Raw genomic sequence first — 23,070 nt, forward strand, 5'->3', positions numbered from 1 at the left:
GGTCTAAAAAATATGATATAATCATTACGATTGTTTCAAGTAAAAAAGGAGTTTAATATGTCTGCTAGCCTAGTATTTTATTTGATAATTGCAGTTGCAGTTTTATTGGTCATTGCTTATGCTATCGCAATCTATGTAAGGAAACGCAATGAAAGTAAACTAGCAATTTTAGAAGAGAAAAAAGAAGAACTGTACAATCTTCCAGTTAATGATGAAGTTGAAGCTGTAAAAAATATGCACTTGATTGGACAAAGTCAGGTGACTTTCCGTGAATGGAATCAAAAATGGGTTGATTTATCTCTTAATTCTTTTGCCGATATCGAAAATAATCTTTTCGAGGCAGAAGGTTACAATAACTCATTCCGTTTTTTCAAAGCGAGTCATCAAATTGATCAAATCGAGAGTCAAATTACCTTGATTGAAGAAGATATTGCGGCAATTCGCAATGCCTTGGCAGATTTGGAGAAACAAGAGTCTAAAAATAGTGGACGTGTTCTTCATACCTTGGACTTGTTTGAAGAGTTGCAACACCGAGTTGCTGATCATTCTGAAGAATATGGACAAGGTTTATCTGAAATTGAAAAACAATTGGAAAATATCCAATCCGAGTTTTCTCAGTTTGTAACTTTAAATTCGTCAGGTGACCCAGTAGAAGCTGCTGTGATTTTGGATAATGCTGAAAATCATATCTTGGCTTTAACGCATATTGTTGATCGTATACCAGCAATTGTAGCAACATTATCTAAAGACCTACCTGATCAACTGGAAGATTTAGAAGATGGCTACCGTAAGCTTTTAGATGCTAATTATCATTTTGCTGAAACGGATATTGAAGCGCGTTTCCAACTGCTTTATGAAGCTCTCAAGAAAAATCATGAGAATATTGCGAAACTAGAATTGGATAATGCAGAGTACGAAAATACTCAAATCCAAGAAGAGATTAATGCACTTTATGATATCTTTACAAGAGAAATTGCGGCACAGAAAGTAGTAGAAGGTTTAGTAGCAACACTTCCTACTTATCTTCAACACATGAAGGAAAATAATGCTTTATTGATAGAAGACATTGAGCGTTTGAGTAAAAACTATTTACTTTCTGAGTCAGATGCAAGTCATGTTCTTCGTTTACAGGGTGAATTAGAAAACTTTGAGACTGCTATTATTGAGGCAACATCAAATCAAGATGAACCAACTCAAGCATATTCAATTCTTGAAGAAAATCTTGAATCTTTACAGGAAAATCTTAAAGAGATTGAAGATGAACAGATTTCAGTTAGTGAGCGTCTTGCACGAATTGAGAAAGATGATATCAATGCACGTCAAAAGGCAAATGTATATGTTAATCGTCTCCATACAATCAAGAGATATATGGAAAAACGGAACCTACCTGGTATTCCACAAACTTTCTTGAAGTTATTCTTTACAGCAAGTAATAATACGGAAGATCTAATGGCTGAATTAGAACAAAAATTGGTCAATATAGAGTCAGTTAACCGTGTTCTGGAAATTGCAACGAATGATATGGAAGCTTTAGAAACGGAAACTTATAATATTGTACAGTATGCAACCTTGACAGAGCAACTCTTGCAATATTCTAACCGCTATCGCTCATTTGATGAACGCATCCAAGAAGCATTTAACGAAGCTTTAGATATTTTTGAAAAAGAATTTGATTATCGCGCTTCATTTGACAAGATTTCTCAAGCATTGGAAGTGGCAGAACCTGGTGTAACTAACCGCTTTGTTACCTCATATGAGAAAACACGTGAAACGATTCGTTTTTAATAAAAGAAAAAGATTTGATTGTGTGAGAAGCAGAATCAAATCTTTTTTATTATTTGTCTATAAAATCTTGTATGATAAGATCTCAAGATAAAAAATTGGAGACGATTTAAAAAGCAAGTCAGAACCTATGTTTGGTCTATAAGGTTCAATAGCTTTCTAATCTCTCCAAAATTTTATTTGATTGGAATTGAAATCCCAATTAATTTTTCTGAGTAGAGGGTTTTGATATTGGCCTCATCAATAGAGTCCTTATCAATTTTACGTTTCAAGAAAAATTCTTGGATGGCTTCGATTTCAGTTTCTCGAATAGCACGGTGTTTATTTGAGATGAGGATTTCATAGTGAAGCGGAGCTTGGGTAAAAATAACATCTGTATTTCCAGCAGAATAGACCTCAACAAGAGTTGCATCTGTACTCTCTAGCTGGCTTTTTACAAGTTGCGAGTGTGAGTTTGTCGTATTGATAAGCTTCATAACATTTCCTCCGATTTTCTAATACTATTATAGCACTTTTTGAATAAAGTAGCTTGATTTAGTCAATCTTATGCTGTTTTTTCCAAGATTGAATGGCCCATTTATGACTACCACGTTTGAGATTTTCAATAGCCTCGTCAATAGGGAACCAGGCAATATGATTAAAGTCTTCTAGTGGTTTTTGAACTTCCTTGAAAGATGTCGCTTCATAGAGGTAGGCAGGATTGTAGTAGTAGGTATCACGGTGACGAGAGTAGAAATATTCGTCAGCTTGTCCGTAATAGGTACCAATTTCAGCTGTGAAACCAAGCTCTTCAATCAATTCACGCTTTAGGGCTTCCTGATGATTTTCACCTGATTCAATTTCGCCACCTGGTAAGAACCAAGCACCATTAGGTGCTTGAACAAGAACAATTTGTTTTTGTTCAGCGTCAGGGATAACTGCATACACTCCATAGCGTGCAACATAGTCTGTATTCGCTTTTTTTTCTCCAAAAGTTGGGTTTGCCATTGAATTTTCCTCATTATCTAGTATCGTTATTATTATCATAATGGACAAAGGGCAAGCTGTCAAGAAGAAACCAACGAACTTGTGAAGAAAATCTACTTTAACTTTATCAATATTTGTTGGGGTAAATTCTCTAAATGGACTTCTTTAACTGGTATAATAAAAGGGAGGTGATTTTATGGCAGAATCAAGATTATTTCGTATTCTATATCTACTTTTAGAAAAAGGTAGTACAACAGCTCCTGAATTAGCCCGATTATTTGAAGTGTCTGTACGAACAATTTATCGTGATATTGAGCGCTTGAGTATGGCGGGGATTCCCCTTTATTCGATTCCTGGAAACTCAGGTGGAATTTTTTTAATGAAGGACTTTGTCCTGGATCGCGCTCTTGTGTCGGAGAATGAAAAAATAGAACTGTTGTCTGCTTTGCAAGGGATTCAAGCTCTGACGGATGACAGACAAGATCTGTTACTTGAAAAATTAGAATCTATTTTTCAAGTTTCTACCAGCCCTTGGATAGAAGTAGATTTGACTGACTGGAGAAAGCGGGAAGGTCAAAAAGAATTATTTGATAATATCAAACATGCTATTCTAGAGAAGAGGCGACTGGTCATCACTTATCTAGGTGGGAGTGGTCAGAAAACGATTCGTACAGTTGAACCTTTTAAACTCGTATTTAAAAAGAGAGATTGGTACCTTCATGCTTACTGTTGTTTGAAGGAAGACTGGCGTTTTTTCAAGTTATCTAGAATTAGGAATTGTCACCTAACAAATGAAATAGTGAAGCAGAAAAACCTGATGGATTCCGTTGATAGTTCAGATCAAGTGGCAAATCAAATCGAAGTTTCCTTGAAGTTTAGTCCCAAGCTTGCTTTCCGGGTTTATGAAGATTTTTTAGAAGATGAGATTAGCTTGGGCAAAGATGGATGTTATTATGTCAAGACAGTCCTACCAGAGCATGAAAGTATGTATACTTACCTCCTGTCTTATTTAGATGGAGTGGAAATACTCGACCCTGACTATCTGAAGAAGGAACTGCTTTCTAGAGTAGAAAAAATCCAAAAATTTTATAAACCTTGACAAAAGATGTCAGGGTTTTAGTACTATACTAGAGATAGAAAGGAGAAGAATTAAATGAAATACGAATGGAGAAAAGAAGCGAAAGCTCTTTATCAAATTAAGGCTAGGCCCACCATCTTGGAAGTACCAGGTCAATCCTATATCGTGATAGATGGTAAAGGCGATCCAAATCAAGAAGATTTTTCAGAACGCGTAGGAATTTTGTATGCCTTAGCTTATGCGATAAAGATGAAGTATAAAAAAGCTCCTCTGGATGAGGTTTACCATGATTTTACAGTCTTTCCTTTAGAAGGTTTATGGAAAAAGGAGAAGGAAGGAGAACTGGTAAAAAGTGAGCTTTCTTATAGCATTATGATTGGGCAACCCGATTTTATTACGCGAGAACTATTTGAGGAAGCTCTGAACGAGGTGATGATCAAGAAGCCAAATCTTCTCTATGAGGCTATTCGTTTTGAAAAAATAGAAGAAGGCCTAAGTCTTGCTATGCTTCATGTAGGACCCTTTGATACAGAAAATGAGACTTTTGCAGATATGGAAGATTTTTGTCAACTTCATAAACTCAAAAGAATTACGGAGTACCACCGAGAAATCTATCTCAATAACCTTCATCGAACGGAGCCAAGCAAATTGAAAACAATTCTTCGCTATCAAGTTCAAGAAGAGAATTAAAAAGAACAGGAGATCTTGTTTCCTGTTCTTTTTATGAGTTCTAATCTTCTATTTCAGAAGTATTCTCTTTGATTTTTTCAGCTTTTTTGGCAGATTTGATTTGAATCTTGCCCTTGCTGGTCATAACTGCCTTGAGGTCTTTTTCGCTTGGATTTTCAAGGTAGTAGTCAGTGATTGCGTCTTCAATATAGTCTTGAATAGTACGACGAAGTGGGCGTGCCCCCATTTTTGGATCATAGCCGAGGTCAACCAATTTTTCCTTGACCTTGTCAGTTACATCCAAATGAATGTTGTTGCTAGAAAGGCGCTTGTTAACGTCTGCAAGCATAAGCTCGACAATCTGAAGGAGGTTGTCCTTGCTGAGAGCCTTAAATTCGATAATACCATCAAAACGGTTCATAAACTCTGGGCTAAAGAAGTTACCGAGTTCACCGAGAACAGAGTTGGTACGTCCTTCGCGAGCAGCCCCAAAACCAACGCTGGCTTCAGCCTTACCTGTCCCTGCATTTGAAGTCATGATAATAATGGCATCCTTGAAGCTGACGGTACGTCCTTGCCCATCTGTCAAACGACCATCGTCCAAGACCTGGAGGAACATGTGCATAACATCTGGATGGGCTTTCTCTACTTCATCCAAGAGAATAAGAGAATATGGATTGCGGCGAACTTTTTCAGTTAATTGCCCAGCCTCATCGTAGCCAACATAACCTGGAGGGGCGCCGACCAACTTAGCCACGCTGTGTTTTTCCATGTATTCACTCATGTCAAAGCGAATCATGCTGTCAGCAGAACCAAAGAGTTCGATAGCTAGTTGTTTGGAAAGTTCTGTCTTACCGACACCAGTTGGTCCGACGAAGAGGAAGCTTCCGATTGGGCGGTTAGGCGTACCGAGACCGACACGATTACGGCGAATAGCCTTGGCTATCTTATCAACTGCATCGTCCTGTCCAATAACATGAGACTTGAGGTCTTCAGCTAGATGGATGAGTTGAGATTGTTCTTTCTCTTTCAAATCGCCAACAGGAATGTTGGTTTTCTGCTCGATAATGTGCTCAATGGTTTTCTCACTGATGATAGGAGTATCTTGGTCTGTGACCTTTTTCTTTTGCATTTCCTTATACTTGGCAATCTGGTCGCGGAAGTAGGCGGCCTTCTCAAAATCTTCTTCTCGTGTAGCTTGAGATTTGAGATTTTCAGCCTCAATCAAGCGCTGATCAATTACTTTAGGATCCACAAAATTTAAGGTCAAGTTCATCTTAGAACCCGCTTCATCTAAGAGATCAATGGCCTTGTCAGGCAAGAAGCGATCTTGGATGTAGCGATTGGAAAGAGTTGCAGCTGCTTCAATTGCAGCATCTGTATACTGAACGTGGTGGTAGTCTTCGTATTTCTTTTGAATACCTTTGAGGATAGTGATTGTTTCTTCAACCGTTGGTTCATCGACCTTAACAGGTTGCATACGACGCTCTAGGGCAGCATCTTTTTCAATGATACGGTATTCATTGAGGGTAGTAGCACCGACCAGTTGCAGTTCCCCACGGGCAAGGGCTGGCTTGAGGATATTTCCTGCATCCATATTGCCATCGCCCGCAGACCCCGCACCAACAATTTCATGGATTTCATCGATAAAGAGGATGATATCCTCACGTTTGCGAATTTCTTCCATGAGTTTTTGCATGCGTTCTTCAAATTGTCCACGGATACCCGTTCCTTGAACCAAGCTAACCACATCTAGACGGATGACTTGTTTGCCTTGGAGTTTATGTGGAACATCGCCATCAACGATTTTCTGAGCTAGACCTTCGACAACAGCTGTTTTTCCGACACCTGGTTCACCGATAAGAACAGGATTATTCTTAGTTCTACGATTGAGAATTTCGATGACACGGATAATCTCATCGTCGCGCCCAATAACAGGGTCTATATCTCCACGACGGGCAATTTCAGTTACGTTGATACCAAATTCTTCTAGCAGGCCTTTTTCTTGGCTTGGTGGTGGAGTTTGAGCAGATCCACGATTTTGGGAACCATAACCGCCGTTTCCGCCGTAACCTCCACCTGATTGGGTTGGGGGAGTCGGAGGAGTGTTGTTAGAAGGTCTGAAATTGTTTAGGTCATTGAAGAAATCACCAAAGGGATCAAAGTCACGATTGTTCAGATCCGTCATACCTTTAAAGAGGGTATTGTTAGGATCTGTCTTGATAATCTTATAGCAGTTTTGACAGAGGTCAATTTGTTTTTGCTTTCCATTAAGATTGGTATAAAGATGAATTGTTGAGTCATTGATTTTACAGTTTTGACAAAGCATACATCTACCTCATTTCTTTCTTTAGCTTGACCTGTCCAAAGGTCAAAAATAGTCAAATTTCTATACTCTCATTATAACAGGATTGGGGTGTAAAGCAAGTAAAAAGATTGCAGCTTTGAGAAGTTGTTACAATGAAAATTTTTGTGAATTTGGACTATAAAAAAATCCTATTTGTGAGACAAAAAGGATTTTGGTTAGACATGCAGGGTGTAATCCCAGCTTGTTTTGTATTAGTAAAGGAGTTCGTAAATCTCCATTGCAATCAAGTCAATGCTATCAAACGTATAAGTTTCGCGAGCTTCGACATCACGAAGGGTAAAGATTGAGCCGTTTTCTTCGTCGTGGCTGTATGCAACTTCTGCAACAACAACTCCTTCGCGTTCAAAATTACGTTTTAAATTTCCGCCGTCTTTTGCCATTGCTTCAAGGCGGTTGATGATTCTAACCAAATGTGATTCCATTTTGATTCTCCTTCATTTCTTATCGTTACTATTTTACCATAAAGGAGGCCAACTTGACTAGAAAAAACTAAGATTTCTCGCTAATTCTACCAGCTTAAAGTTTTTTTGAATAAATCGGATAAAAAGTTTGAATTTTAATTCAATACATGTTATAATCATACAGTATTCTATTTTAGAAAGCAGTGTGACTATGAATTTTTCTTTTTTACCTAAGTATTTGCCTTATTTTAACTATGGGGCTATTGTGACGGTTCTCATTTCTATCTGTGTTGTCTTTTTGGGAACTATTTTGGGTGTTGTCTTGGCTTTTGGGCAACGGTCAAAGTTTAAACCGCTTGTTTGGCTCGCCAACTTGTACGTTTGGATTTTCCGCGGGACACCGATGATGGTTCAGATTATGATTGCTTTTGCTCTTATGCACATCAATGCTCCGACTATTCAGGTTGGAATTTTGGGTGTTGATCTTTCTCGTCTGATTCCAGGGATTTTGATTATCTCTATGAACAGTGGTGCTTATGTTTCTGAGACTGTCCGTGCTGGGATTAATGCGGTTCCAAAAGGTCAGCTAGAAGCGGCTTATTCGTTAGGGATTCGTCCTAAAAATGCTATGAGATATGTGATTTTGCCACAAGCAATCAAAAATATTTTGCCAGCATTGGGGAACGAATTTATTACCATTATCAAGGACAGCTCCCTCTTATCAGCTATCGGTGTTATGGAGTTGTGGAACGGGGCTACAACAGTTTCTACAACAACCTATCTACCTTTAACACCACTTTTATTTGCAGCCTTTTACTACTTGATTATGACCTCTATTTTGACAGTAGCCTTGAAAGCTTTTGAAAAACGTATGGGACAAGGAGATAAGAAATAATGACAGAAACCTTGATAAAAATTGAAAATTTACATAAATCATTTGGAAAGAATGAAGTATTGAAGGGCATCAACCTCGAGATTAAAAGAGGAGAAGTTGTCGTTATCATCGGTCCTTCGGGGAGCGGGAAATCTACCTTGCTTCGCTCTATGAATTTGTTGGAAGAAGCAACCAAGGGGAAGGTTATCTTTGAGGGAGTCGATATTACGGACAAGAAGAATGACCTGTTTGCCATGCGTGAGAAGATGGGCATGGTTTTCCAACAATTTAATCTCTTTCCTAATATGACTGTGATGGAAAATATTACCTTGTCTCCTATCAAGACCAAAGGTGAAAGTAAGGCAATTGCAGAGAAGAGAGCTCAGGAACTTTTGGGAAAAGTTGGTTTACCAGATAAGGCAACTGTTTATCCACAGAGTTTGTCAGGTGGTCAGCAACAGCGGATTGCCATCGCGCGTGGGTTGGCTATGGAACCAGATGTTTTGCTTTTTGACGAGCCAACTTCAGCCTTGGACCCTGAGATGGTTGGAGAAGTTCTAGCTGTTATGCAAGACCTTGCCAAGTCAGGAATGACTATGGTTATCGTAACACATGAGATGGGCTTTGCGCGTGAGGTGGCAGATCGTGTCATCTTTATGGCAGACGGTGTGGTTGTTGAAGACGGAACACCAGAACAGATTTTTGAACAAACCCAAGAACAACGGACTAAAGACTTCTTGAGTAAGGTTTTATAATCTATTTTAAAATTTCAAGACAAGATTAATGGAAAGCTCGACCCGAGCTTTTTCTTATAGTTTGAAACTATAGGATTGCCTAGGAAAGAAGTGTTAGAGGGGACTAGCAGTTTTTGGTATAATGGAAGATATTTGAAAGAAAAGAGAAGTGATATGACACAGATTATTGATGGGAAAGCTTTAGCGGCCAAATTGCAGGGGCAGTTGGCTGAAAAGACTGCAAAATTAAAGGAAGAAACAGGTCTAGTGCCTGGTTTGGTAGTGATTTTGGTTGGGGACAATCCAGCCAGCCAAGTCTACGTTCGTAACAAGGAGAGGTCAGCTCTTGCGGCTGGTTTCCGTAGCGAAGTAGTGCGAGTTCCAGAGACCATTACTCAAGAGGAATTGTTAGACCTGATTGCTAAATATAATCAGGATCCAGCTTGGCATGGGATTTTGGTCCAGTTGCCATTACCAAAACACATTGATGAAGAGGCGGTTCTATTGGCTATTGACCCAGAAAAGGATGTGGATGGTTTCCATCCTCTAAATATGGGACGCCTTTGGTCTGGTCATCCAGTCATGATTCCATCAACACCTGCAGGAATTATGGAAATGTTTCATGAATATGGGATTGAATTAGAAGGTAAAAATGCGGTGGTCATCGGTCGTTCAAATATTGTTGGAAAACCTATGGCCCAGCTTCTTTTGGCCAAGAATGCAACAGTGACCTTGACTCACTCACGCACCCATAATCTCGCTAAGGTGGCCGCTAAAGCGGATATTCTTGTGGTCGCAATTGGTCGTGCTAAATTTGTGACTCCTGACTTTGTCAAACCAGGTGCGGTAGTCATTGACGTTGGGATGAATCGTGATGAAAATGGTAAGCTCTGTGGGGATGTGGATTATGAGGCAGTTGCCCCACTTGCTAGCCATATTACGCCAGTTCCTGGAGGTGTAGGTCCTATGACCATTACCATGCTGATGGAGCAAACCTATCAGGCAGCACTTCGAACATTGGATAGAAAATAAGAGAAAATTCGCTGAAGAAATTCTATTTTCTATAGCTATATCTAAAATGGTAGAAATGAGTATTAAATTTTAGATATAAGATTACAAAAGGAGGTCTGCGCCTCCTTTTTGTTGTATAATAAAAGCGAGAGGAAAAAACAATGAAAGTGATTAATCAAGCCTTACTAGAAAAAGTCATTATTGAACGTTCTCGTACCAGTCATAAAGGAGACTATGGCCGTCTGCTGTTGCTTGGTGGGACTTATCCTTATGGTGGTGCTGTCGTCATGGCTGCTTTGGCAGCTGTTAAAAGTGGAGCTGGTTTGGTGACTGTTGGAACAGATAGGGAAAATATCCCAGCTTTGCACAGCAATTTACCAGAGGCTATGGCCTTTTCTCTGCAAGACCAGCAATTGTTAAAAGAGCAACTGGAGAAGGCAGAAGTTGTCTTGCTGGGTCCTGGTTTACGAGACGATGTTTTTGGAGAAAATCTAGTAGAACAAGTCTTTGTTAATTTAAGTCAAAATCAGATTTTGATTGTAGACGGAGGTGCCCTGACCATTCTAGCTCGAACAAGTTTGTCATTTCCATCTAACCAGCTTATCCTAACTCCCCACCAAAAGGAGTGGGAAAAGCTGTCTGGTATTGCTATTGAAAAGCAAAACGAAGATGCAACGGCTAGTGCCCTAACTTCCTTCCCTCAAGGAACAATTTTGGTAGAGAAAGGTGCGGCTACTCGTATTTGGCAGGCTGGCCAATCTGATTATTACCAGTTACAGGTTGGCGGTCCCTATCAGGCGACTGGGGGAATGGGAGATACTCTGGCTGGGATGATTGCAGGATTTGCAGGCCAGTTTAAACAAGCCAGTCTCTACGAGCGTGTGGCAGTAGCGACTCATCTTCATTCAGCTATTGCTCAAGAACTAGCTCAAGAACATTATGTGGTCTTGCCAACGGAAATTAGTAATTGTCTTCCTAAAGTAATGAATAAAATATCTCAAAAAAGAATGGGATAAAATTCAATTTTAGGAGAAAACGAAGTAAATATTACCACAATAAAACGCATAATATCAAGTTTTTTAATACTTGATATTATGCGTTTTTGACTTTAAAGCCTTTTTGGTCTGTTTCTATTTTGGAGCAATCTTTTGCTCAGTATGTTTTATAATTTTTCGTTGATGAAGCGGATAAACTGATTCCACCAAACTTTTAAGAAGAAGGCTTTTTCAACTTTCTTTTCTGCTAGCATTTCGAAACTAGGACGTTCAGCGGTAATGTAACCTTGACCAATCAAATCCTTGTCTTCGTAAGTCAAATGGCCAACCACTGTTCCGGCTTCAAGTGGTGCTGGGATTGCTTTAGAATCAGGTGTGAATTGAATAGATTGGGAAGATTGACCCCCAACACGTTCAATTAGATAGATATCCTCTGGGGCCACTGCAGTGACCGTATCTTCTTTTCCATCTTGTACGGGGACTTTACTATCTTGATAGGCATCGCCTTGTTGAACGATTTTGCGAAGTGTGAATGTAGAAGAGATATAATCCATTAGTGAAGATGTAGCTGTGAAGCGAGCGTAAGGATTATTGTCTTGATGATCTGCATTCAAAACAACAGTGATAACCCTCATGCCTTTTTCGACAGTAGTACCAACAAAAGATTCTCCGGCTTTGTCTGTTGTTCCTGTTTTAAGGCCATCAAAACCACCTCGATAAGCAGGCATGCCTTCTAACATGTAGTTGGTCGAAGTGATTGTCATTCCAGCAAAAGTAGAAGAAGGTTTTTTCGTGATTTCCAAGACTTGTGGGTATTTTTTGATGAGGTTGCGAGCAACGATAGCAACATCATAAGCACTGAGCTTATTTTCGTCATCTTTATTAGATCCTGGGTAAATGTTATCTCCGAGAGTTTCGTTGTTCAGACCAGTTGTATTGACAACAGTAGCATCTTTGATTCCCCATTCCAAGAGTTTTGCTCGCATCATATCAACGAAGTTTTTTTCAGAGCCAGCAATTTTCTCAGCTAGGGCAATAGCGGCGCTGTTGGCACTAGATACCAGAGTTGCTTCAAGTAACTCTTCGACAGTATAATTACGGGCCTCCATAGGAACATTACTGGCTTCAGAATTTGTCGTCAATTGATAAGGATAATCAGAAATATCTACTGGGGTGGATAGTGTGATACTTCCATTTTCGAGTGCTTCATAGACCAGGTAAACGGTAAGTAGTTTTGTTATAGAAGCAATTTCGACAGGTTGCGTTGCATCTTTTTCATATAGAATTTTACCAGTATTGGCCTCAACAGCAATCGCATGTTTAGCAGCAATATTAAAATCTTGGGCAGCAACAGTAGATGCTGACCCAATTACGGATAGACTTAAGAGAGTTAAAATGATTTTTTTCATAGTAAGTTTATTCTAACATAAAGAAAAAAATATTCCCAGTTTCATGATAGAAGAAAGAAGCTTTTTTGAAAGTATGGTAAAATAGATGAATGGAGGTAGCTCATGTTTCGTAAGAATAAATTATTTTTTTGGACCAGTGAGATTTTATTATTAACAGTCATTTTTTATTTATGGAGAGAGATGGGGGCTATTATCACGCCTTTTGTGAGCGTCGCAAACACCATCATGATTCCTTTTCTTCTAGGTGGTTTTTTATATTATTTGACCAATCCTATTGTAAATTTTTTACAAAAGTATTTCAAAATTAATCGTATCATTGGTATTCTATTAACCTTGTGTGCTTTGGTTTGGGGGCTTGTCATTGGGGTAGTCTATCTCTTACCGATTTTGGTTAATCAGTTGACCAGCTTGATTGCGACTAGCCAGACTATCTACAGTCGTCTGCAAGATTTGATTATCGATTTATCCACTTATCCAGCCTTTCAAAATTTGGATATTCAAGCGACTATTCAACAGTTAAATTTATCCTATGTAGATATTTTACAAAATATCCTAAATAGCGTTACCAATAGTGTCGGAAGTGTCCTATCAGCTCTCTTTAGTACCGTTTTGATTATTATCATGACCCCTGTGTTTTTGGTTTATTTTTTGTTAGATGGTAACAAATTTTTACCGATGCTTGAACGTACTGTTTTAAAGAGAGATAAGTTGCATATTGCAGGTCTTTTAAAGAATTTGAATGCGACAATTGCTCGCTATATTAGTGGAGTCGCAATTGATGCCATTATTATCGGTTGTTTGGCTTTTATCGGATATACCGTGATTGGTTTGAAATACGCTTTGGTCTTTGCCATCTTTTCAGGATTGGCCAATCTCATTCCTTATGTGGGACCAAGTATTGGCTTGATTCCGATGATTATTGCTAATGTCTTTACCGATCCTCATAGAATGCTAATTGCAGTTGTTTACATGCTAATCATTCAACAAGTGGATGGAAATATCCTCTACCCTCGAATCGTTGGTGGCGTGATGAAAGTCCATCCAATAACAATTTTAGTATTACTTTTGTTATCAAGCAATATCTATGGGGTCATTGGCATGATTGTCGCAGTACCAACATATTCTATCTTAAAAGAAATTTCTAAGTTCTTATCACGTTTGTATGAAAATCATAAAACAATGAAAGAACGAGAAAGAGAATTAGCTAAGTAAAAGTCAGGAAACTCCTGATTTTTCTTTAGGTAAATTATAGGAGTAGAATTGCCGTTTAGATTAGCCTATTAAGAATAATTCACAAAAACTTTGTAAAACACTTGCAATTTAGCTGAAATTTGATAAAATAGTAAGGAAAGTTAGACTGTATTGCCTACTGTCTATCTATAAAATATATTTTATTGGAGGCTTTTACTCAAATGGCAAAAGAAAAATACGATCGTAGTAAACCACACGTTAACATTGGTACTATCGGACACGTTGACCACGGTAAAACTACCCTAACTGCAGCTATCACAACTGTTTTGGCACGTCGCTTGCCTTCATCAGTTAACCAACCTAAAGACTATGCGTCTATCGATGCTGCTCCAGAAGAACGCGAACGCGGTATCACAATCAACACTGCGCACGTTGAGTACGAAACTGAAAAACGTCACTACGCTCACATCGACGCTCCAGGACACGCGGACTACGTTAAAAACATGATCACTGGTGCCGCTCAAATGGACGGAGCTATCCTTGTAGTAGCTTCAACTGACGGACCAATGCCACAAACTCGTGAGCACATCCTTCTTTCACGTCAGGTTGGTGTTAAACACCTTATCGTCTTCATGAACAAAGTTGACTTGGTTGACGACGAAGAATTGCTTGAATTGGTTGAAATGGAAATCCGTGACCTATTGTCAGAATACGACTTCCCAGGTGACGATCTTCCAGTTATCCAAGGTTCAGCTCTTAAAGCTCTTGAAGGTGACACTAAATACGAAGACATCGTTATGGAATTGATGAACACAGTTGATGAGTACATCCCAGAACCAGAACGTGACACTGACAAACCATTGCTTCTTCCAGTCGAAGACGTATTCTCAATCACTGGACGTGGTACAGTTGCTTCAGGACGTATCGACCGTGGTATCGTTAAAGTCAACGACGAAATCGAAATCGTTGGTATCAAAGAAGAAACTCAAAAAGCAGTTGTTACTGGTGTTGAAATGTTCCGTAAACAACTTGACGAAGGTCTTGCCGGAGATAACGTAGGTGTCCTTCTTCGTGGTGTTCAACGTGATGAAATCGAACGTGGACAAGTTATCGCTAAACCAGGTTCAATCAACCCACACACTAAATTCAAAGGTGAAGTCTACATCCTTACTAAAGAAGAAGGTGGACGTCACACTCCATTCTTCAACAACTACCGTCCACAATTCTACTTCCGTACTACTGACGTTACAGGTTCAATCGAACTTCCAGCAGGTACTGAAATGGTAATGCCTGGTGATAACGTGACAATCGACGTTGAGTTGATCCACCCAATCGCCGTAGAACAAGGTACTACATTCTCTATCCGTGAGGGTGGACGTACTGTTGGTTCAGGTATGGTTACAGAAATCGAAGCTTAATTCGATTTAGTTCCCAGAAGAACAATTATTTAAGTCAGACACTAAAAGAATCTTGCATTGCAAGGTTCTTTTTTTCGGATATTGAACTAATATTGAAGAATTGTTTACATAAAAAAGCTCTATACACTCGATGTGCATAGAGCAAAGGGGGCTTTATTTGAAATAGAGTTCTTGGTTTTTCAAGACAATTTCACGTACGCTTGCAAACTTTTTGAGTTTTTTGATTTCTTCTGGATGAGTGACGAGAGTGATAACATAGCCTTCTTTACCCATGCGACCTGTACGGCCAGCACGGTGAGTGTAGGTTTCAATATCTCTAGGAACATCAAAGTTTACGACACATTCTAGGCTATCGATATCAATTCCACGTGCCAGAAGGTCAGTTGCAAGAAGCAGGGTTAGTTGCTTGTCTTTAAACTTTTCTAAGATGACTTTTCTAAATTTGACATTGACATCACTAGCGAGGGAAACAGCCAGGATATCCCGATATTGTAGTTTTTCTTCTGCACTTCCAAGGTCTGATAGGCTGTTAAAGAAGACTAGACCACGGAAATCCTCTACATGAGCCAGTTTTCGTAGCATATCCACTCGGTGACGTTGCTCTACCTGCATGTAGAAGTGCTGGATGTTGTCCAGTTTTTGATCAGAGAGATTAATGGTACGTGTGTTAGGCGTAATCTTTTCTTGGTCAAACTTGGTTGTCGCACTCATATAGACAAGTTGGTGGTCACGAGGTGCGTAGTGAGTAATTTTCTCGACAAAGTGTATCTGAGAATCATCTAGCAATTGGTCAAATTCATCTAGAATGATGGTTTCCACATTCATCATCTTGATTTTTTTCAATTTAATCAGTTCAAAGATACGGCCAGGGGTTCCAATCAGAATTTCTGGTCCTTTTTTGAGTCGTTCAATTTGACGTTTTTGACTCGAACCTGATAAGAAGAGTTGGGTAGTTAAGCAGATAGCTTCAGCCCACGTTTTACATACATCAAAAATCTGTCCAGCAAGCTCAGTATTTGGTGCTAGAATCAAGAGTTGTTGGGCTTTTTTCTTTTGTAGTCTGAGAAGACTTGGTAGAAGGTAAGCTAGGGTCTTACCAGTTCCTGTTGGGCTCACTCCTAGGAGGTTTTCTCCAGCAAGAAGGGGCTCAAATAGTTGAGTTTGAATGGGGGTGAATTCTTGGAAACCGAGTTGGTCACTCAGTTCTTGCCATTCAGTCGGTAGTTTGTTTTTCATTTTTCTGCCTCAAATCTAATGCCAGCAGTCTGGCGCATGGTAAATAGTAGTTTATGAACTGAACTTGCATCTTCCAGCCAAGTTTGGTAGAGATTCAGATCTGGTTGCTGGATCATGTGTGCAAATGCAGCGACTTCCTCAGTCATCGTATGAGGAGCCTGTTGGATAGGGAGTTGGATTTGATTGCCTTGATGGTCGGTAAAAATAGCCGAGTGAATATGCTCAATGGTGTTGAGGGTCAAGGTTCCATCTGTTGTGTAAATTTCGCAAGGAAGATTGGAAGTGATGTTTTTCCCAGCCTTGATGTGAACTTGAAAGTCTGGGTAGAAGAGAATTCCGTCACCATTTAGGTCAATGCTATTGTCAAGCTGTTGAGCCTGATAGGTAGCGTCTTGAGCTTTTCCAAAGAGACGAACGGCAGCGTAGAGAGGATAAATCCCCAAATCCATGAGGGCACCGCCAGCAAAACGCTCTGAAAAGACATTGGGCGTATGCCCAGCCAACAAGTTATGCATTTTGGAAGAATACTTGGCATAGTTGAAATCTGCTCCCAAAATTTGTTTGTCTGCTAAAAAGTTTTTGATAGTAGTAAAAGCTTTCTCATGGTAATTACGAGCTGCTTCAAAGATAAAACAGTAATTTTTTTCAGCTGTTTGAATCAAATCTAGCCATTCATGTGGCTGAGTGACAGCTGGCTTTTCAAGAATGACATGTTTACCTGCAGACAATGCAGCTTTTGCCTGAGCAAAATGCAAGGAGTTTGGGCTAGCAATATAGACCACATCAAAGGAGCTCTTGAAGAAGTCCTCTACTTGATCAAAGAGTTGGATATTCTGATAGCGAGAAGCAAAGGTTGCCGCAGTTTCTAGTTTTCTAGAATAGACTGCGACCAGCTTGTATTCTCCACTGGAATGGGCCGCTTCTATGAAGTGGTGACTGATAGCCCCTGTTCCGATGACACCTAATTTAAGCATAGTTACTCCTTTTCTGATTTCAAATCCTTCTTTCATTATAACATAGATAGACGGGACTATCCAACAGAGGGTAAAAAAATTCAAATAAGCTACTAGGACTTTCCCAAAGAAAGTGGTACAATAATGAGATGAGTAAATGAAATGGGAGGAAAAATGAGGCTATTACCTATAAGAAAAATATCACGTCAGTCTAAGAGGCTAGCGCTTTTTTTGACTTTTTGTGCAGGATATGTAGATGCCTATACTTTTATTGTGCGAGGGAATACTCTTGTTGCTGGACAAACTGGAAATGTCGTATTTCTATCAGTGGGGCTCATTCAACACAATGTTTCAGATGCTAGTGCCAAAGTAATGACCTTGCTAGCTTTTATGATGGGGGTCTTTTTATTAACTGTTTATAAGGAAAAATTGAGAATTGTGAAAAAGCCCATTCTGTCATTGATTCCTTTGGCAATCTTATCAATCATTATTGGTTTTGTGCCGCAAACTGTAGATAATATCTATCTAGTACCGCCCTTAGCCTTTTGTATGGGCTTGGTGACAACTGCTTTTGGTGAGGTTTCGGGTATTGCCTACAATAATGCCTTTATGACAGGGAATATCAAACGAACAATGCTAGCTTTTGGAGATTATTTCCGAACCAAGCACACTCCTTTTTTACGTGAAGGGTTAATATTTGTTAGCCTGCTTAGTAGTTTTGTCCTTGGCGTTGTCTTTTCAGCTTATTTGACGATTTTCTATCATGAAAAGACCATTCTTGGTGTTCCTATTATGATGAGCATTTTTTACCTCAGCATGCTTTTTGCCTCTTGGCAGAAAAAAGTAAAAGAAAAAGCTTCATTTTAGGTGTTATTACTTGTAAGAAAATAGGAGATATGCTATACTTGAAGAGTTGACTATGCACGATCCTGTGCAACCGCACGAACATCGTTGCTTGATTATTCAAGTTTAAGTGGTTTGTCCCACGATGCTAGGCGAGTCTTCACAAAAAATTCGGGGAAACCCATAAAAATCATAGGAGGTGCATAATGAGCACATACGCAATTATCAAAACTGGCGGAAAACAAGTTAAAGTTGAAGTTGGTCAAGCAGTTTACGTTGAAAAATTGAACGTTGAAGCTGGTCAAGAAGTTACTTTTAACGAAGTTGTTCTTGTTGGTGGTGAAAACACTGTTGTCGGAACTCCACTTGTTGCTGGAGCTACTGTAGTTGGAACTGTTGAAAAACAAGGAAAACAAAAGAAAGTTGTTACTTACAAGTACAAACCTAAAAAAGGTAGCCACCGTAAACAAGGTCACCGTCAACCATATACTAAAGTTGTCATCAACGCAATCAACGCTTAATTTTAAGGAGAACACATGATACAAGCAGTCTTTGAGAGAGCCGAAGATGGCGAGCTGAGGAGTGCGGAAATTACTGGACACGCCGAGAGTGGCGAATACGGCTTAGATGTCGTGTGTGCATCGGTTTCTACGCTTGCCATTAACTTTATCAATTCTATTGAGAAATTTGCAGGCTATGAACCAATCCTAGAATTAAACGAAGATGAAGGTGGCTATCTGATGGTTGAAATTCCAAAAGATCTTCCTTCACACCAGAGAGAAATGACCCAGTTATTCTTTGAATCATTTTTCTTAGGTATGGCAAACTTATCGGAGAACTCTTCAGAGTTCGTCCAAACCAGAGTTATCACAGAAAACTAACACGGAGGAAAACATTATGTTAAAAATGACTCTTAACAACTTGCAACTTTTCGCCCACAAAAAAGGTGGAGGTTCTACATCAAACGGACGCGATTCACAAGCGAAACGTCTTGGAGCTAAAGCAGCTGACGGACAAACTGTAACAGGTGGATCAATCCTTTACCGTCAACGTGGTACACACATCTACCCAGGTGTGAACGTTGGACGTGGTGGAGACGATACTTTGTTCGCTAAAGTTGAAGGCGTAGTACGCTTTGAACGTAAAGGACGCGATAAAAAACAGGTTTCTGTTTACCCAATCGCAAAATAAAAAGGTCCAGTGAACCTTTTTATCCCGAGCCTTGAAATATAAAGGCGAGGAAGCTAGAAGTAGCATTAAATAAGGCTTTCCGAGTTTTCGGAGAGCCTATTTTTTATTATGTGACTATTAGTCCGTCTCGCTCCGTTAGGTGCGAGACAAAAAAACCACCCGCTATGCGGGTGCGCGTCGAAGGTTATACCAAAAAAACTCCGAACGCGATACAATAAAGGTGTTCAAGCCAATTGTAAAGCGAAAGGAGAAAAATATGGCACAAAAGGCTCATAGTTTATCGCACACAAAGTGGCACTGTAAGTATCACATTGTGTTCACCCCTAAGTATAGACGAAAAGTCATCTATAATCAATATCGAAGTAGTTTAGGCGAAATATTTCATCGCTTGTGTAGTTATAAAGGAGTTGAAATTATCGAGGGTCACTTAATGCCAGACCATGTACACATGTTAGTAAGTATTCCACCGAGGATAAGTGTTTCGAGTTTCATGGGTTATTTAAAAGGAAAAAGTGCACTCATGATGTTTGACAAACACGCCAATCTCAAGTATAAGTTTGGGAATCGGCATTTCTGGGCGGAAGGTTATTATGTGAGTACAGTAGGACTTAATGAAGCCACAATTAAGAAATATATTCAAGAACAGGAAAAGCATGATATAGCACTAGATAAATTAAGTGTAAAAGAATATGAGGATCCCTTTAGGGATAGTGGTAAGTAATACTAAAGCCTCTTTGAGAGGCAAGTGACGAGTCAAGAGCAATAAGGCTTGAACAAAGTGAAAGCCAGCGTCTTTAGGCGCTGGCTGGTAATTTGGGCTTATAGCCCTGGAACAAACCACCCGTTTGACGGGTGGTCATGATTTTGATATCCACGCTGATACCCATATTTAAAATCCTATGTACGAGGCGAACTTAGTTGTAAAATTATAAATGTGAAACTTTTACATTAATGAATGTTATAAGGGAATAAGATATTGTAAAAATTTCTATGGTATGATATTATAATTATATCTAAGAGAAGAAGTAAGAAGAATGAAAGGATGTGATCCTGTATGAAAAAAATTATCACCATAATAGTCTGTTCAATCTCTTTTCTTGTTCTATCTGCTTGCGTTAGTAACAAAAAACTTATTCTTCCTGAACCTGAAAGTATTTCTGTAATTTCTCTGCAGAAAAAAACCTCTGAAGATGTTAAAACTATCGACAAGAGAGAAGAAATTTCAAAATTGATTGAGGAGATACAGAAACAGTCCAAATCTACCTCTTTGGAGAGTGTAAATGATCAACCGACAAATGTTAAAGATTACATCATTATCAAGTTTTATCATCAGAATGAAGAAAAGGATAGTGTAGTCTATCTATATACTAAGAAGAAAAGACAGTATATTGAGCAACCTTATGCTGGTATCTGGGAAGTAAATCCAGATATAGCTAATAGGATTGAAGAGACTTTTTCTAGTTGATTTATAGAATTCAAGAAATTTTTAGAGAGTTTTCTTGTATTATGTTTTAAACGGTAAATCAAAAGGATTTGCTGTTTTTATTTGCTTGAAATCAGATAAGGACTGAAAAAAGACATTATACTAATTCTTGTCTTGGAATGTTAGAGTATTTATTGAGACTTGAAAATTTCCATACTTTTTTCCTTTTTGGAAAACTTCTAAAATATGGTATAATGAAAAGATAAAGAAGTTGGGGGTAGAAGATGAACATTCAACAATTACGCTATGTTGTTGCCATTGCCAATAGTGGTACTTTCCGTGAAGCTGCTGAAAAGATGTATGTTAGTCAGCCGAGTTTGTCCATTTCTGTTCGTGATTTGGAAAAAGAGTTGGGTTTTAAGATTTTCCGTCGGACCAGCTCAGGGACTTTCTTGACCCGTCGTGGTATGGAATTTTACGAAAAAGCGCAAGAATTGGTTAAAGGATTTGATATTTTTCAAAATCAGTATGCCAATCCTGAGGAAGAAAAAGATGAATTTTCCATTGCTAGTCAGCACTATGATTTCTTGCCACCAACCATTACGGCTTTTTCAGAGCGCTATCCCGACTATAAGAACTTCCGTATTTTTGAATCAACTACTGTTCAAATCTTAGATGAAGTAGCGCAAGGGCATAGTGAGATTGGGATTATCTACCTCAACAATCAAAATAAAAAGGGCATTATGCAACGGGTTGAAAAGCTGGGTCTTGAGGTCATTGAATTGATTCCCTTCCATACCCACATTTATCTCCGTGAGGGGCATCCTTTAGCCCAGAAAGAGGAATTGGTCATGGAGGATCTAGCGGATCTACCAACGGTTCGTTTCACTCAAGAGAAAGACGAGTACCTTTATTATTCAGAGAACTTTGTTGATACCAGTGCAAGCTCACAGATGTTCAATGTGACAGACCGTGCTACTTTGAATGGTATTTTGGAGCGGACGGACGCTTATGCAACAGGTTCTGGATTTTTAGATAGTGACAGTGTTAATGGCATCACAGTTATTCGTCTCAAGGATAACCTAGATAATCGCATGGTCTATGTTAAACGTGAAGAAGTGGATCTGAGTCAAGCTGGGGCTCTCTTTGTAGAAGTCATGCAAGAATATTTTGATCAGAAGAGGAAATCATGAAAAAAAGAGGAATAGTGGCAGTTATTGTACTGCTTTTGATTGCGCTGGATCAGTTGGTTAAATCCTATATCGTCCAGCAGATTCCCCTAGGTGAAGTGCGCTCTTGGATTCCCAATTTCGTTAGCTTGACCTACCTGCAAAATAGAGGGGCTGCCTTTTCGATGCTACAAGACCAGCAGTGGTTCTTTGCTATCATTACATTGGTAGTCATGGTGGGTGCCATTTGGTATCTACATAAACACATGGAGGACTCATTCTGGATGGTCTTGGGTTTGACCTTGATTATCGCAGGTGGTCTTGGAAACTTTATTGACAGAGTCAGTCAGGGCTTTGTTGTGGATATGTTCCACCTTGACTTTATCAATTTTGCAATTTTCAATGTGGCAGATAGCTATCTGACGGTTGGAGTGATTATTTTATTGATTGCAATGCTAAAAGAGGAAATAAATGGAAATTAAAATTGAAACTGGTGGCCTGCGTCTAGATAAGGCTTTGTCGGATTTGACAGAATTATCACGCAGTCTCGCGAATGAACAAATCAAATCAGGTCAGATCTTGGTCAATGGTCAAGTCAAGAAAGCTAAATACACAGTCCAAGAAGGTGACATCGTCACCTATCATGTACCAGAGCCAGAGGTATTAGAGTATGTGGCTGAGAATATTCCGCTAGAAATCATCTATCAAGATGAGGATGTGGCTGTCGTTAACAAGCCTCAGGGGATGGTTGTGCATCCGAGTGCTGGTCATACCAGTGGAACTCTGGTAAATGCCCTTATGTATCATATTAAGGACTTGTCGGGTATCAATGGGGTTTTACGCCCAGGAATTGTTCACCGTATTGATAAGGATACGTCAGGTCTTCTTATGATTGCTAAAAATGATGAGGCGCATTTGGCCCTTGCCCAAGAACTGAAGGATAAAAAGTCTCTCCGCAAATATTGGGCTATTGTTCATGGAAATCTACCTAATGATCGCGGTGTGATTGAAGCACCGATTGGTCGAAGTGAAAAAGACCGTAAGAAACAGGCTGTGACTGCTAAAGGGAAGCCTGCAGTGACCCGTTTCCATGTCTTGGAACGCTTTGGTAATTATAGCTTAGTGGAGTTGCAGCTGGAGACAGGGCGTACTCATCAAATCCGTGTTCACATGGCTTATATCGGCCATCCAGTCGCTGGTGATGAAGTCTATGGTCCTCGCAAGACTTTAAAAGGACATGGACAATTTCTTCATGCTAAGACTTTAGGTTTTACTCATCCGAGAACAGGTGAGATTTTGGAATTTACAGCAGATATCCCAGAGATATTTAAGGAAACATTAGAGAGACTGAGGAAGTAA

General features: G+C 39.3%; 25 protein-coding genes, 1 pseudogene and 1 other annotated feature. Of the genes and pseudogenes, 18 read left to right on the top strand and 8 right to left on the bottom strand.

Translation table 11 applies throughout. The annotated features are described in order from the left end of the window. The first annotated feature begins 57 nt into the window (after positions 1-57). Positions 58-1,785 (top strand): septation ring formation regulator EzrA, encoded by a 1,728-nt coding sequence (gene ezrA / locus QS39_RS06030; RefSeq protein ID WP_077804929.1) that lies wholly within the window; start codon positions 58-60, stop codon positions 1,783-1,785. A 173-nt stretch (positions 1,786-1,958) separates the two neighbouring features. Here the strand turns inward: ezrA and QS39_RS06035 are convergent, their stop codons facing one another. Together QS39_RS06035 and QS39_RS06040 are read right to left on the bottom strand one after the other, a co-directional pair. After that, positions 1,959-2,258 (bottom strand): DUF1827 family protein, encoded by a 300-nt coding sequence (locus tag QS39_RS06035; RefSeq protein WP_000767197.1) that lies wholly within the window; start codon positions 2,256-2,258, stop codon positions 1,959-1,961. 58 nt (positions 2,259-2,316) lie between these two features. Continuing rightward, positions 2,317-2,769 (bottom strand): NUDIX hydrolase, encoded by a 453-nt coding sequence (locus QS39_RS06040; RefSeq protein WP_033676801.1) that lies wholly within the window; start codon positions 2,767-2,769, stop codon positions 2,317-2,319. Between the two features lie 175 nt (positions 2,770-2,944). Here QS39_RS06040 and QS39_RS06045 point away from each other — a divergent pair, with 175 nt between their 5' ends. After that, positions 2,945-3,847 (top strand): helix-turn-helix transcriptional regulator, encoded by a 903-nt coding sequence (locus QS39_RS06045; protein ID WP_077804930.1) that lies wholly within the window; start codon positions 2,945-2,947, stop codon positions 3,845-3,847. A 54-nt stretch (positions 3,848-3,901) separates the two neighbouring features. After that, a complete protein-coding gene (locus QS39_RS06050; protein WP_077804931.1) occupies positions 3,902-4,516 on the top strand; it encodes a GyrI-like domain-containing protein in 615 nt (204 codons plus the stop codon). Between the two features lie 40 nt (positions 4,517-4,556). On the opposite strand, the gene QS39_RS06055 is transcribed toward QS39_RS06050, so the two are convergent. Together QS39_RS06055 and QS39_RS06065 are read right to left on the bottom strand one after the other, a co-directional pair. Next, complete coding sequence (locus QS39_RS06055; RefSeq protein WP_077804932.1) at positions 4,557-6,824, bottom strand: ATP-dependent Clp protease ATP-binding subunit; 2,268 nt, start codon at positions 6,822-6,824, stop codon at positions 4,557-4,559. Between the two features lie 230 nt (positions 6,825-7,054). Next, complete coding sequence (locus QS39_RS06065; RefSeq protein ID WP_000443570.1) at positions 7,055-7,285, bottom strand: DUF1797 family protein; 231 nt, start codon at positions 7,283-7,285, stop codon at positions 7,055-7,057. Between the two features lie 190 nt (positions 7,286-7,475). Between QS39_RS06065 and QS39_RS06070 the strand changes: the two genes are divergently transcribed. From QS39_RS06070 to QS39_RS06085, 4 genes are all read left to right on the top strand, one after another. Next, entirely contained in the window at positions 7,476-8,159 is a 684-nt protein-coding gene (locus tag QS39_RS06070; protein WP_033676806.1) for an amino acid ABC transporter permease, read from the top strand. After that, positions 8,159-8,893: an amino acid ABC transporter ATP-binding protein gene (locus tag QS39_RS06075; protein ID WP_077804934.1), complete on the top strand. Its 735-nt coding sequence runs from the start codon at positions 8,159-8,161 to the stop codon at positions 8,891-8,893. The genes QS39_RS06070 and QS39_RS06075 overlap by 1 nt, the downstream gene beginning before the upstream one ends. A gap of 153 nt (positions 8,894-9,046) precedes the next feature. Further along, positions 9,047-9,904: a bifunctional methylenetetrahydrofolate dehydrogenase/methenyltetrahydrofolate cyclohydrolase gene (locus QS39_RS06080; RefSeq protein WP_180375011.1), complete on the top strand. Its 858-nt coding sequence runs from the start codon at positions 9,047-9,049 to the stop codon at positions 9,902-9,904. Positions 9,905-10,044: 140 nt separating this feature from the next. Then, positions 10,045-10,899, top strand: coding sequence for an NAD(P)H-hydrate dehydratase (locus QS39_RS06085; protein WP_077804936.1), 855 nt, complete (start codon positions 10,045-10,047; stop codon positions 10,897-10,899). Positions 10,900-11,045: 146 nt separating this feature from the next. Here the strand turns inward: QS39_RS06085 and pbp3 are convergent, their stop codons facing one another. Then, positions 11,046-12,287 carry a D-alanyl-D-alanine carboxypeptidase PBP3 gene (gene pbp3 / locus QS39_RS06090; protein ID WP_077804937.1) on the bottom strand — a complete coding sequence of 414 codons (1,242 nt, stop codon included), beginning with the start codon at positions 12,285-12,287 and terminating at the stop codon, positions 11,046-11,048. Positions 12,288-12,389: 102 nt separating this feature from the next. Here pbp3 and QS39_RS06095 point away from each other — a divergent pair, with 102 nt between their 5' ends. Both QS39_RS06095 and tuf read left to right on the top strand, forming a co-directional pair. Further along, positions 12,390-13,499: an AI-2E family transporter gene (locus QS39_RS06095; RefSeq protein ID WP_077804938.1), complete on the top strand. Its 1,110-nt coding sequence runs from the start codon at positions 12,390-12,392 to the stop codon at positions 13,497-13,499. A 200-nt stretch (positions 13,500-13,699) separates the two neighbouring features. Beyond that, entirely contained in the window at positions 13,700-14,896 is a 1,197-nt protein-coding gene (tuf, locus tag QS39_RS06100; protein ID WP_001040726.1) for an elongation factor Tu, read from the top strand. Between the two features lie 153 nt (positions 14,897-15,049). Here tuf and QS39_RS06105 read toward each other — a convergent pair whose 3' ends face one another. After that, positions 15,050-16,132 (bottom strand): DEAD/DEAH box helicase, encoded by a 1,083-nt coding sequence (locus tag QS39_RS06105; RefSeq protein ID WP_077804939.1) that lies wholly within the window; start codon positions 16,130-16,132, stop codon positions 15,050-15,052. Further along, on the bottom strand, positions 16,129-17,106 hold the full coding sequence (locus QS39_RS06110) for a Gfo/Idh/MocA family protein (protein ID WP_077804940.1): 978 nt from the start codon (positions 17,104-17,106) through the stop codon (positions 16,129-16,131). Before QS39_RS06110 ends, QS39_RS06105 begins: the two co-directional genes overlap by 4 nt. Positions 17,107-17,247: 141 nt before the next feature. Between QS39_RS06110 and QS39_RS06115 the strand changes: the two genes are divergently transcribed. The 6 genes from QS39_RS06115 to QS39_RS06140 all read left to right on the top strand — a co-directional run bounded on the left by QS39_RS06115 (position 17,248) and on the right by QS39_RS06140 (position 20,584). After that, positions 17,248-17,952, top strand: a complete 705-nt coding sequence (locus QS39_RS06115) for a YoaK family protein (RefSeq protein ID WP_077804941.1) — start codon at positions 17,248-17,250, stop codon at positions 17,950-17,952. Between the two features lie 58 nt (positions 17,953-18,010). Continuing rightward, positions 18,011-18,098 (top strand) — a sequence feature (ribosomal protein L21 leader region). Positions 18,099-18,134: 36 nt separating this feature from the next. Next, the gene (gene rplU, locus QS39_RS06120) at positions 18,135-18,449 is read left to right on the top strand and encodes a 50S ribosomal protein L21 (protein WP_000109141.1); all 315 of its coding nucleotides are present in this window, start codon (positions 18,135-18,137) and stop codon (positions 18,447-18,449) included. A gap of 15 nt (positions 18,450-18,464) precedes the next feature. After that, positions 18,465-18,809, top strand: a complete 345-nt coding sequence (locus QS39_RS06125) for a ribosomal-processing cysteine protease Prp (protein WP_000613699.1) — start codon at positions 18,465-18,467, stop codon at positions 18,807-18,809. A gap of 16 nt (positions 18,810-18,825) precedes the next feature. Further along, on the top strand, positions 18,826-19,119 hold the full coding sequence (gene rpmA / locus QS39_RS06130) for a 50S ribosomal protein L27 (protein WP_000916509.1): 294 nt from the start codon (positions 18,826-18,828) through the stop codon (positions 19,117-19,119). Between the two features lie 256 nt (positions 19,120-19,375). After that, positions 19,376-19,840 (top strand): IS200/IS605 family transposase, encoded by a 465-nt coding sequence (gene tnpA, locus QS39_RS06135; protein WP_000057429.1) that lies wholly within the window; start codon positions 19,376-19,378, stop codon positions 19,838-19,840. Between the two features lie 333 nt (positions 19,841-20,173). Next, positions 20,174-20,584, top strand: a complete 411-nt coding sequence (locus QS39_RS06140) for a DUF5301 domain-containing protein (protein ID WP_077804942.1) — start codon at positions 20,174-20,176, stop codon at positions 20,582-20,584. Positions 20,585-20,759: 175 nt separating this feature from the next. Here the strand turns inward: QS39_RS06140 and QS39_RS11335 are convergent. Then, positions 20,760-20,834, bottom strand: a pseudogene (locus tag QS39_RS11335) (AraC family transcriptional regulator); the annotation flags it as partial. On the opposite strand from QS39_RS11335, the gene QS39_RS06145 reads away from it, so the two are divergent. From QS39_RS06145 to QS39_RS06155, 3 genes are read left to right on the top strand one after another with little or no spacing between them, the layout of a single operon-like run. Continuing rightward, positions 20,827-21,735 carry a LysR family transcriptional regulator gene (locus tag QS39_RS06145; RefSeq protein WP_077804943.1) on the top strand — a complete coding sequence of 303 codons (909 nt, stop codon included), beginning with the start codon at positions 20,827-20,829 and terminating at the stop codon, positions 21,733-21,735. The pseudogene QS39_RS11335 and the gene QS39_RS06145 overlap by 8 nt on opposite strands. Then, on the top strand, positions 21,732-22,193 hold the full coding sequence (lspA, locus tag QS39_RS06150; protein WP_077804944.1) for a signal peptidase II: 462 nt from the start codon (positions 21,732-21,734) through the stop codon (positions 22,191-22,193). The genes QS39_RS06145 and lspA overlap by 4 nt, the downstream gene beginning before the upstream one ends. Further along, on the top strand, positions 22,183-23,070 hold the full coding sequence (locus QS39_RS06155) for an RluA family pseudouridine synthase (RefSeq protein ID WP_077804945.1): 888 nt from the start codon (positions 22,183-22,185) through the stop codon (positions 23,068-23,070). The genes lspA and QS39_RS06155 overlap by 11 nt, the downstream gene beginning before the upstream one ends.

Source organism: Streptococcus mitis, from assembly GCF_002005545.1.
Lineage (GTDB): Bacteria > Bacillota > Bacilli > Lactobacillales > Streptococcaceae > Streptococcus > Streptococcus mitis_I.

Coding starts and splice junctions, on each gene's coding strand:
- ezrA (WP_077804929.1), top strand. CDS start 58: ATGTCTGCTAGCCTAGTATTTTATTTGATAATTGCAGTTGCAGTTTTA.
- QS39_RS06035 (WP_000767197.1), bottom strand. CDS start 2,258: ATGAAGCTTATCAATACGACAAACTCACACTCGCAACTTGTAAAAAGC.
- QS39_RS06040 (WP_033676801.1), bottom strand. CDS start 2,769: ATGGCAAACCCAACTTTTGGAGAAAAAAAAGCGAATACAGACTATGTT.
- QS39_RS06045 (WP_077804930.1), top strand. CDS start 2,945: ATGGCAGAATCAAGATTATTTCGTATTCTATATCTACTTTTAGAAAAA.
- QS39_RS06050 (WP_077804931.1), top strand. CDS start 3,902: ATGAAATACGAATGGAGAAAAGAAGCGAAAGCTCTTTATCAAATTAAG.
- QS39_RS06055 (WP_077804932.1), bottom strand. CDS start 6,824: ATGCTTTGTCAAAACTGTAAAATCAATGACTCAACAATTCATCTTTAT.
- QS39_RS06065 (WP_000443570.1), bottom strand. CDS start 7,285: ATGGAATCACATTTGGTTAGAATCATCAACCGCCTTGAAGCAATGGCA.
- QS39_RS06070 (WP_033676806.1), top strand. CDS start 7,476: ATGAATTTTTCTTTTTTACCTAAGTATTTGCCTTATTTTAACTATGGG.
- QS39_RS06075 (WP_077804934.1), top strand. CDS start 8,159: ATGACAGAAACCTTGATAAAAATTGAAAATTTACATAAATCATTTGGA.
- QS39_RS06080 (WP_180375011.1), top strand. CDS start 9,047: ATGACACAGATTATTGATGGGAAAGCTTTAGCGGCCAAATTGCAGGGG.
- QS39_RS06085 (WP_077804936.1), top strand. CDS start 10,045: ATGAAAGTGATTAATCAAGCCTTACTAGAAAAAGTCATTATTGAACGT.
- pbp3 (WP_077804937.1), bottom strand. CDS start 12,287: ATGAAAAAAATCATTTTAACTCTCTTAAGTCTATCCGTAATTGGGTCA.
- QS39_RS06095 (WP_077804938.1), top strand. CDS start 12,390: ATGTTTCGTAAGAATAAATTATTTTTTTGGACCAGTGAGATTTTATTA.
- tuf (WP_001040726.1), top strand. CDS start 13,700: ATGGCAAAAGAAAAATACGATCGTAGTAAACCACACGTTAACATTGGT.
- QS39_RS06105 (WP_077804939.1), bottom strand. CDS start 16,132: ATGAAAAACAAACTACCGACTGAATGGCAAGAACTGAGTGACCAACTC.
- QS39_RS06110 (WP_077804940.1), bottom strand. CDS start 17,106: ATGCTTAAATTAGGTGTCATCGGAACAGGGGCTATCAGTCACCACTTC.
- QS39_RS06115 (WP_077804941.1), top strand. CDS start 17,248: ATGGGAGGAAAAATGAGGCTATTACCTATAAGAAAAATATCACGTCAG.
- rplU (WP_000109141.1), top strand. CDS start 18,135: ATGAGCACATACGCAATTATCAAAACTGGCGGAAAACAAGTTAAAGTT.
- QS39_RS06125 (WP_000613699.1), top strand. CDS start 18,465: ATGATACAAGCAGTCTTTGAGAGAGCCGAAGATGGCGAGCTGAGGAGT.
- rpmA (WP_000916509.1), top strand. CDS start 18,826: ATGTTAAAAATGACTCTTAACAACTTGCAACTTTTCGCCCACAAAAAA.
- tnpA (WP_000057429.1), top strand. CDS start 19,376: ATGGCACAAAAGGCTCATAGTTTATCGCACACAAAGTGGCACTGTAAG.
- QS39_RS06140 (WP_077804942.1), top strand. CDS start 20,174: ATGAAAAAAATTATCACCATAATAGTCTGTTCAATCTCTTTTCTTGTT.
- QS39_RS06145 (WP_077804943.1), top strand. CDS start 20,827: ATGAACATTCAACAATTACGCTATGTTGTTGCCATTGCCAATAGTGGT.
- lspA (WP_077804944.1), top strand. CDS start 21,732: ATGAAAAAAAGAGGAATAGTGGCAGTTATTGTACTGCTTTTGATTGCG.
- QS39_RS06155 (WP_077804945.1), top strand. CDS start 22,183: ATGGAAATTAAAATTGAAACTGGTGGCCTGCGTCTAGATAAGGCTTTG.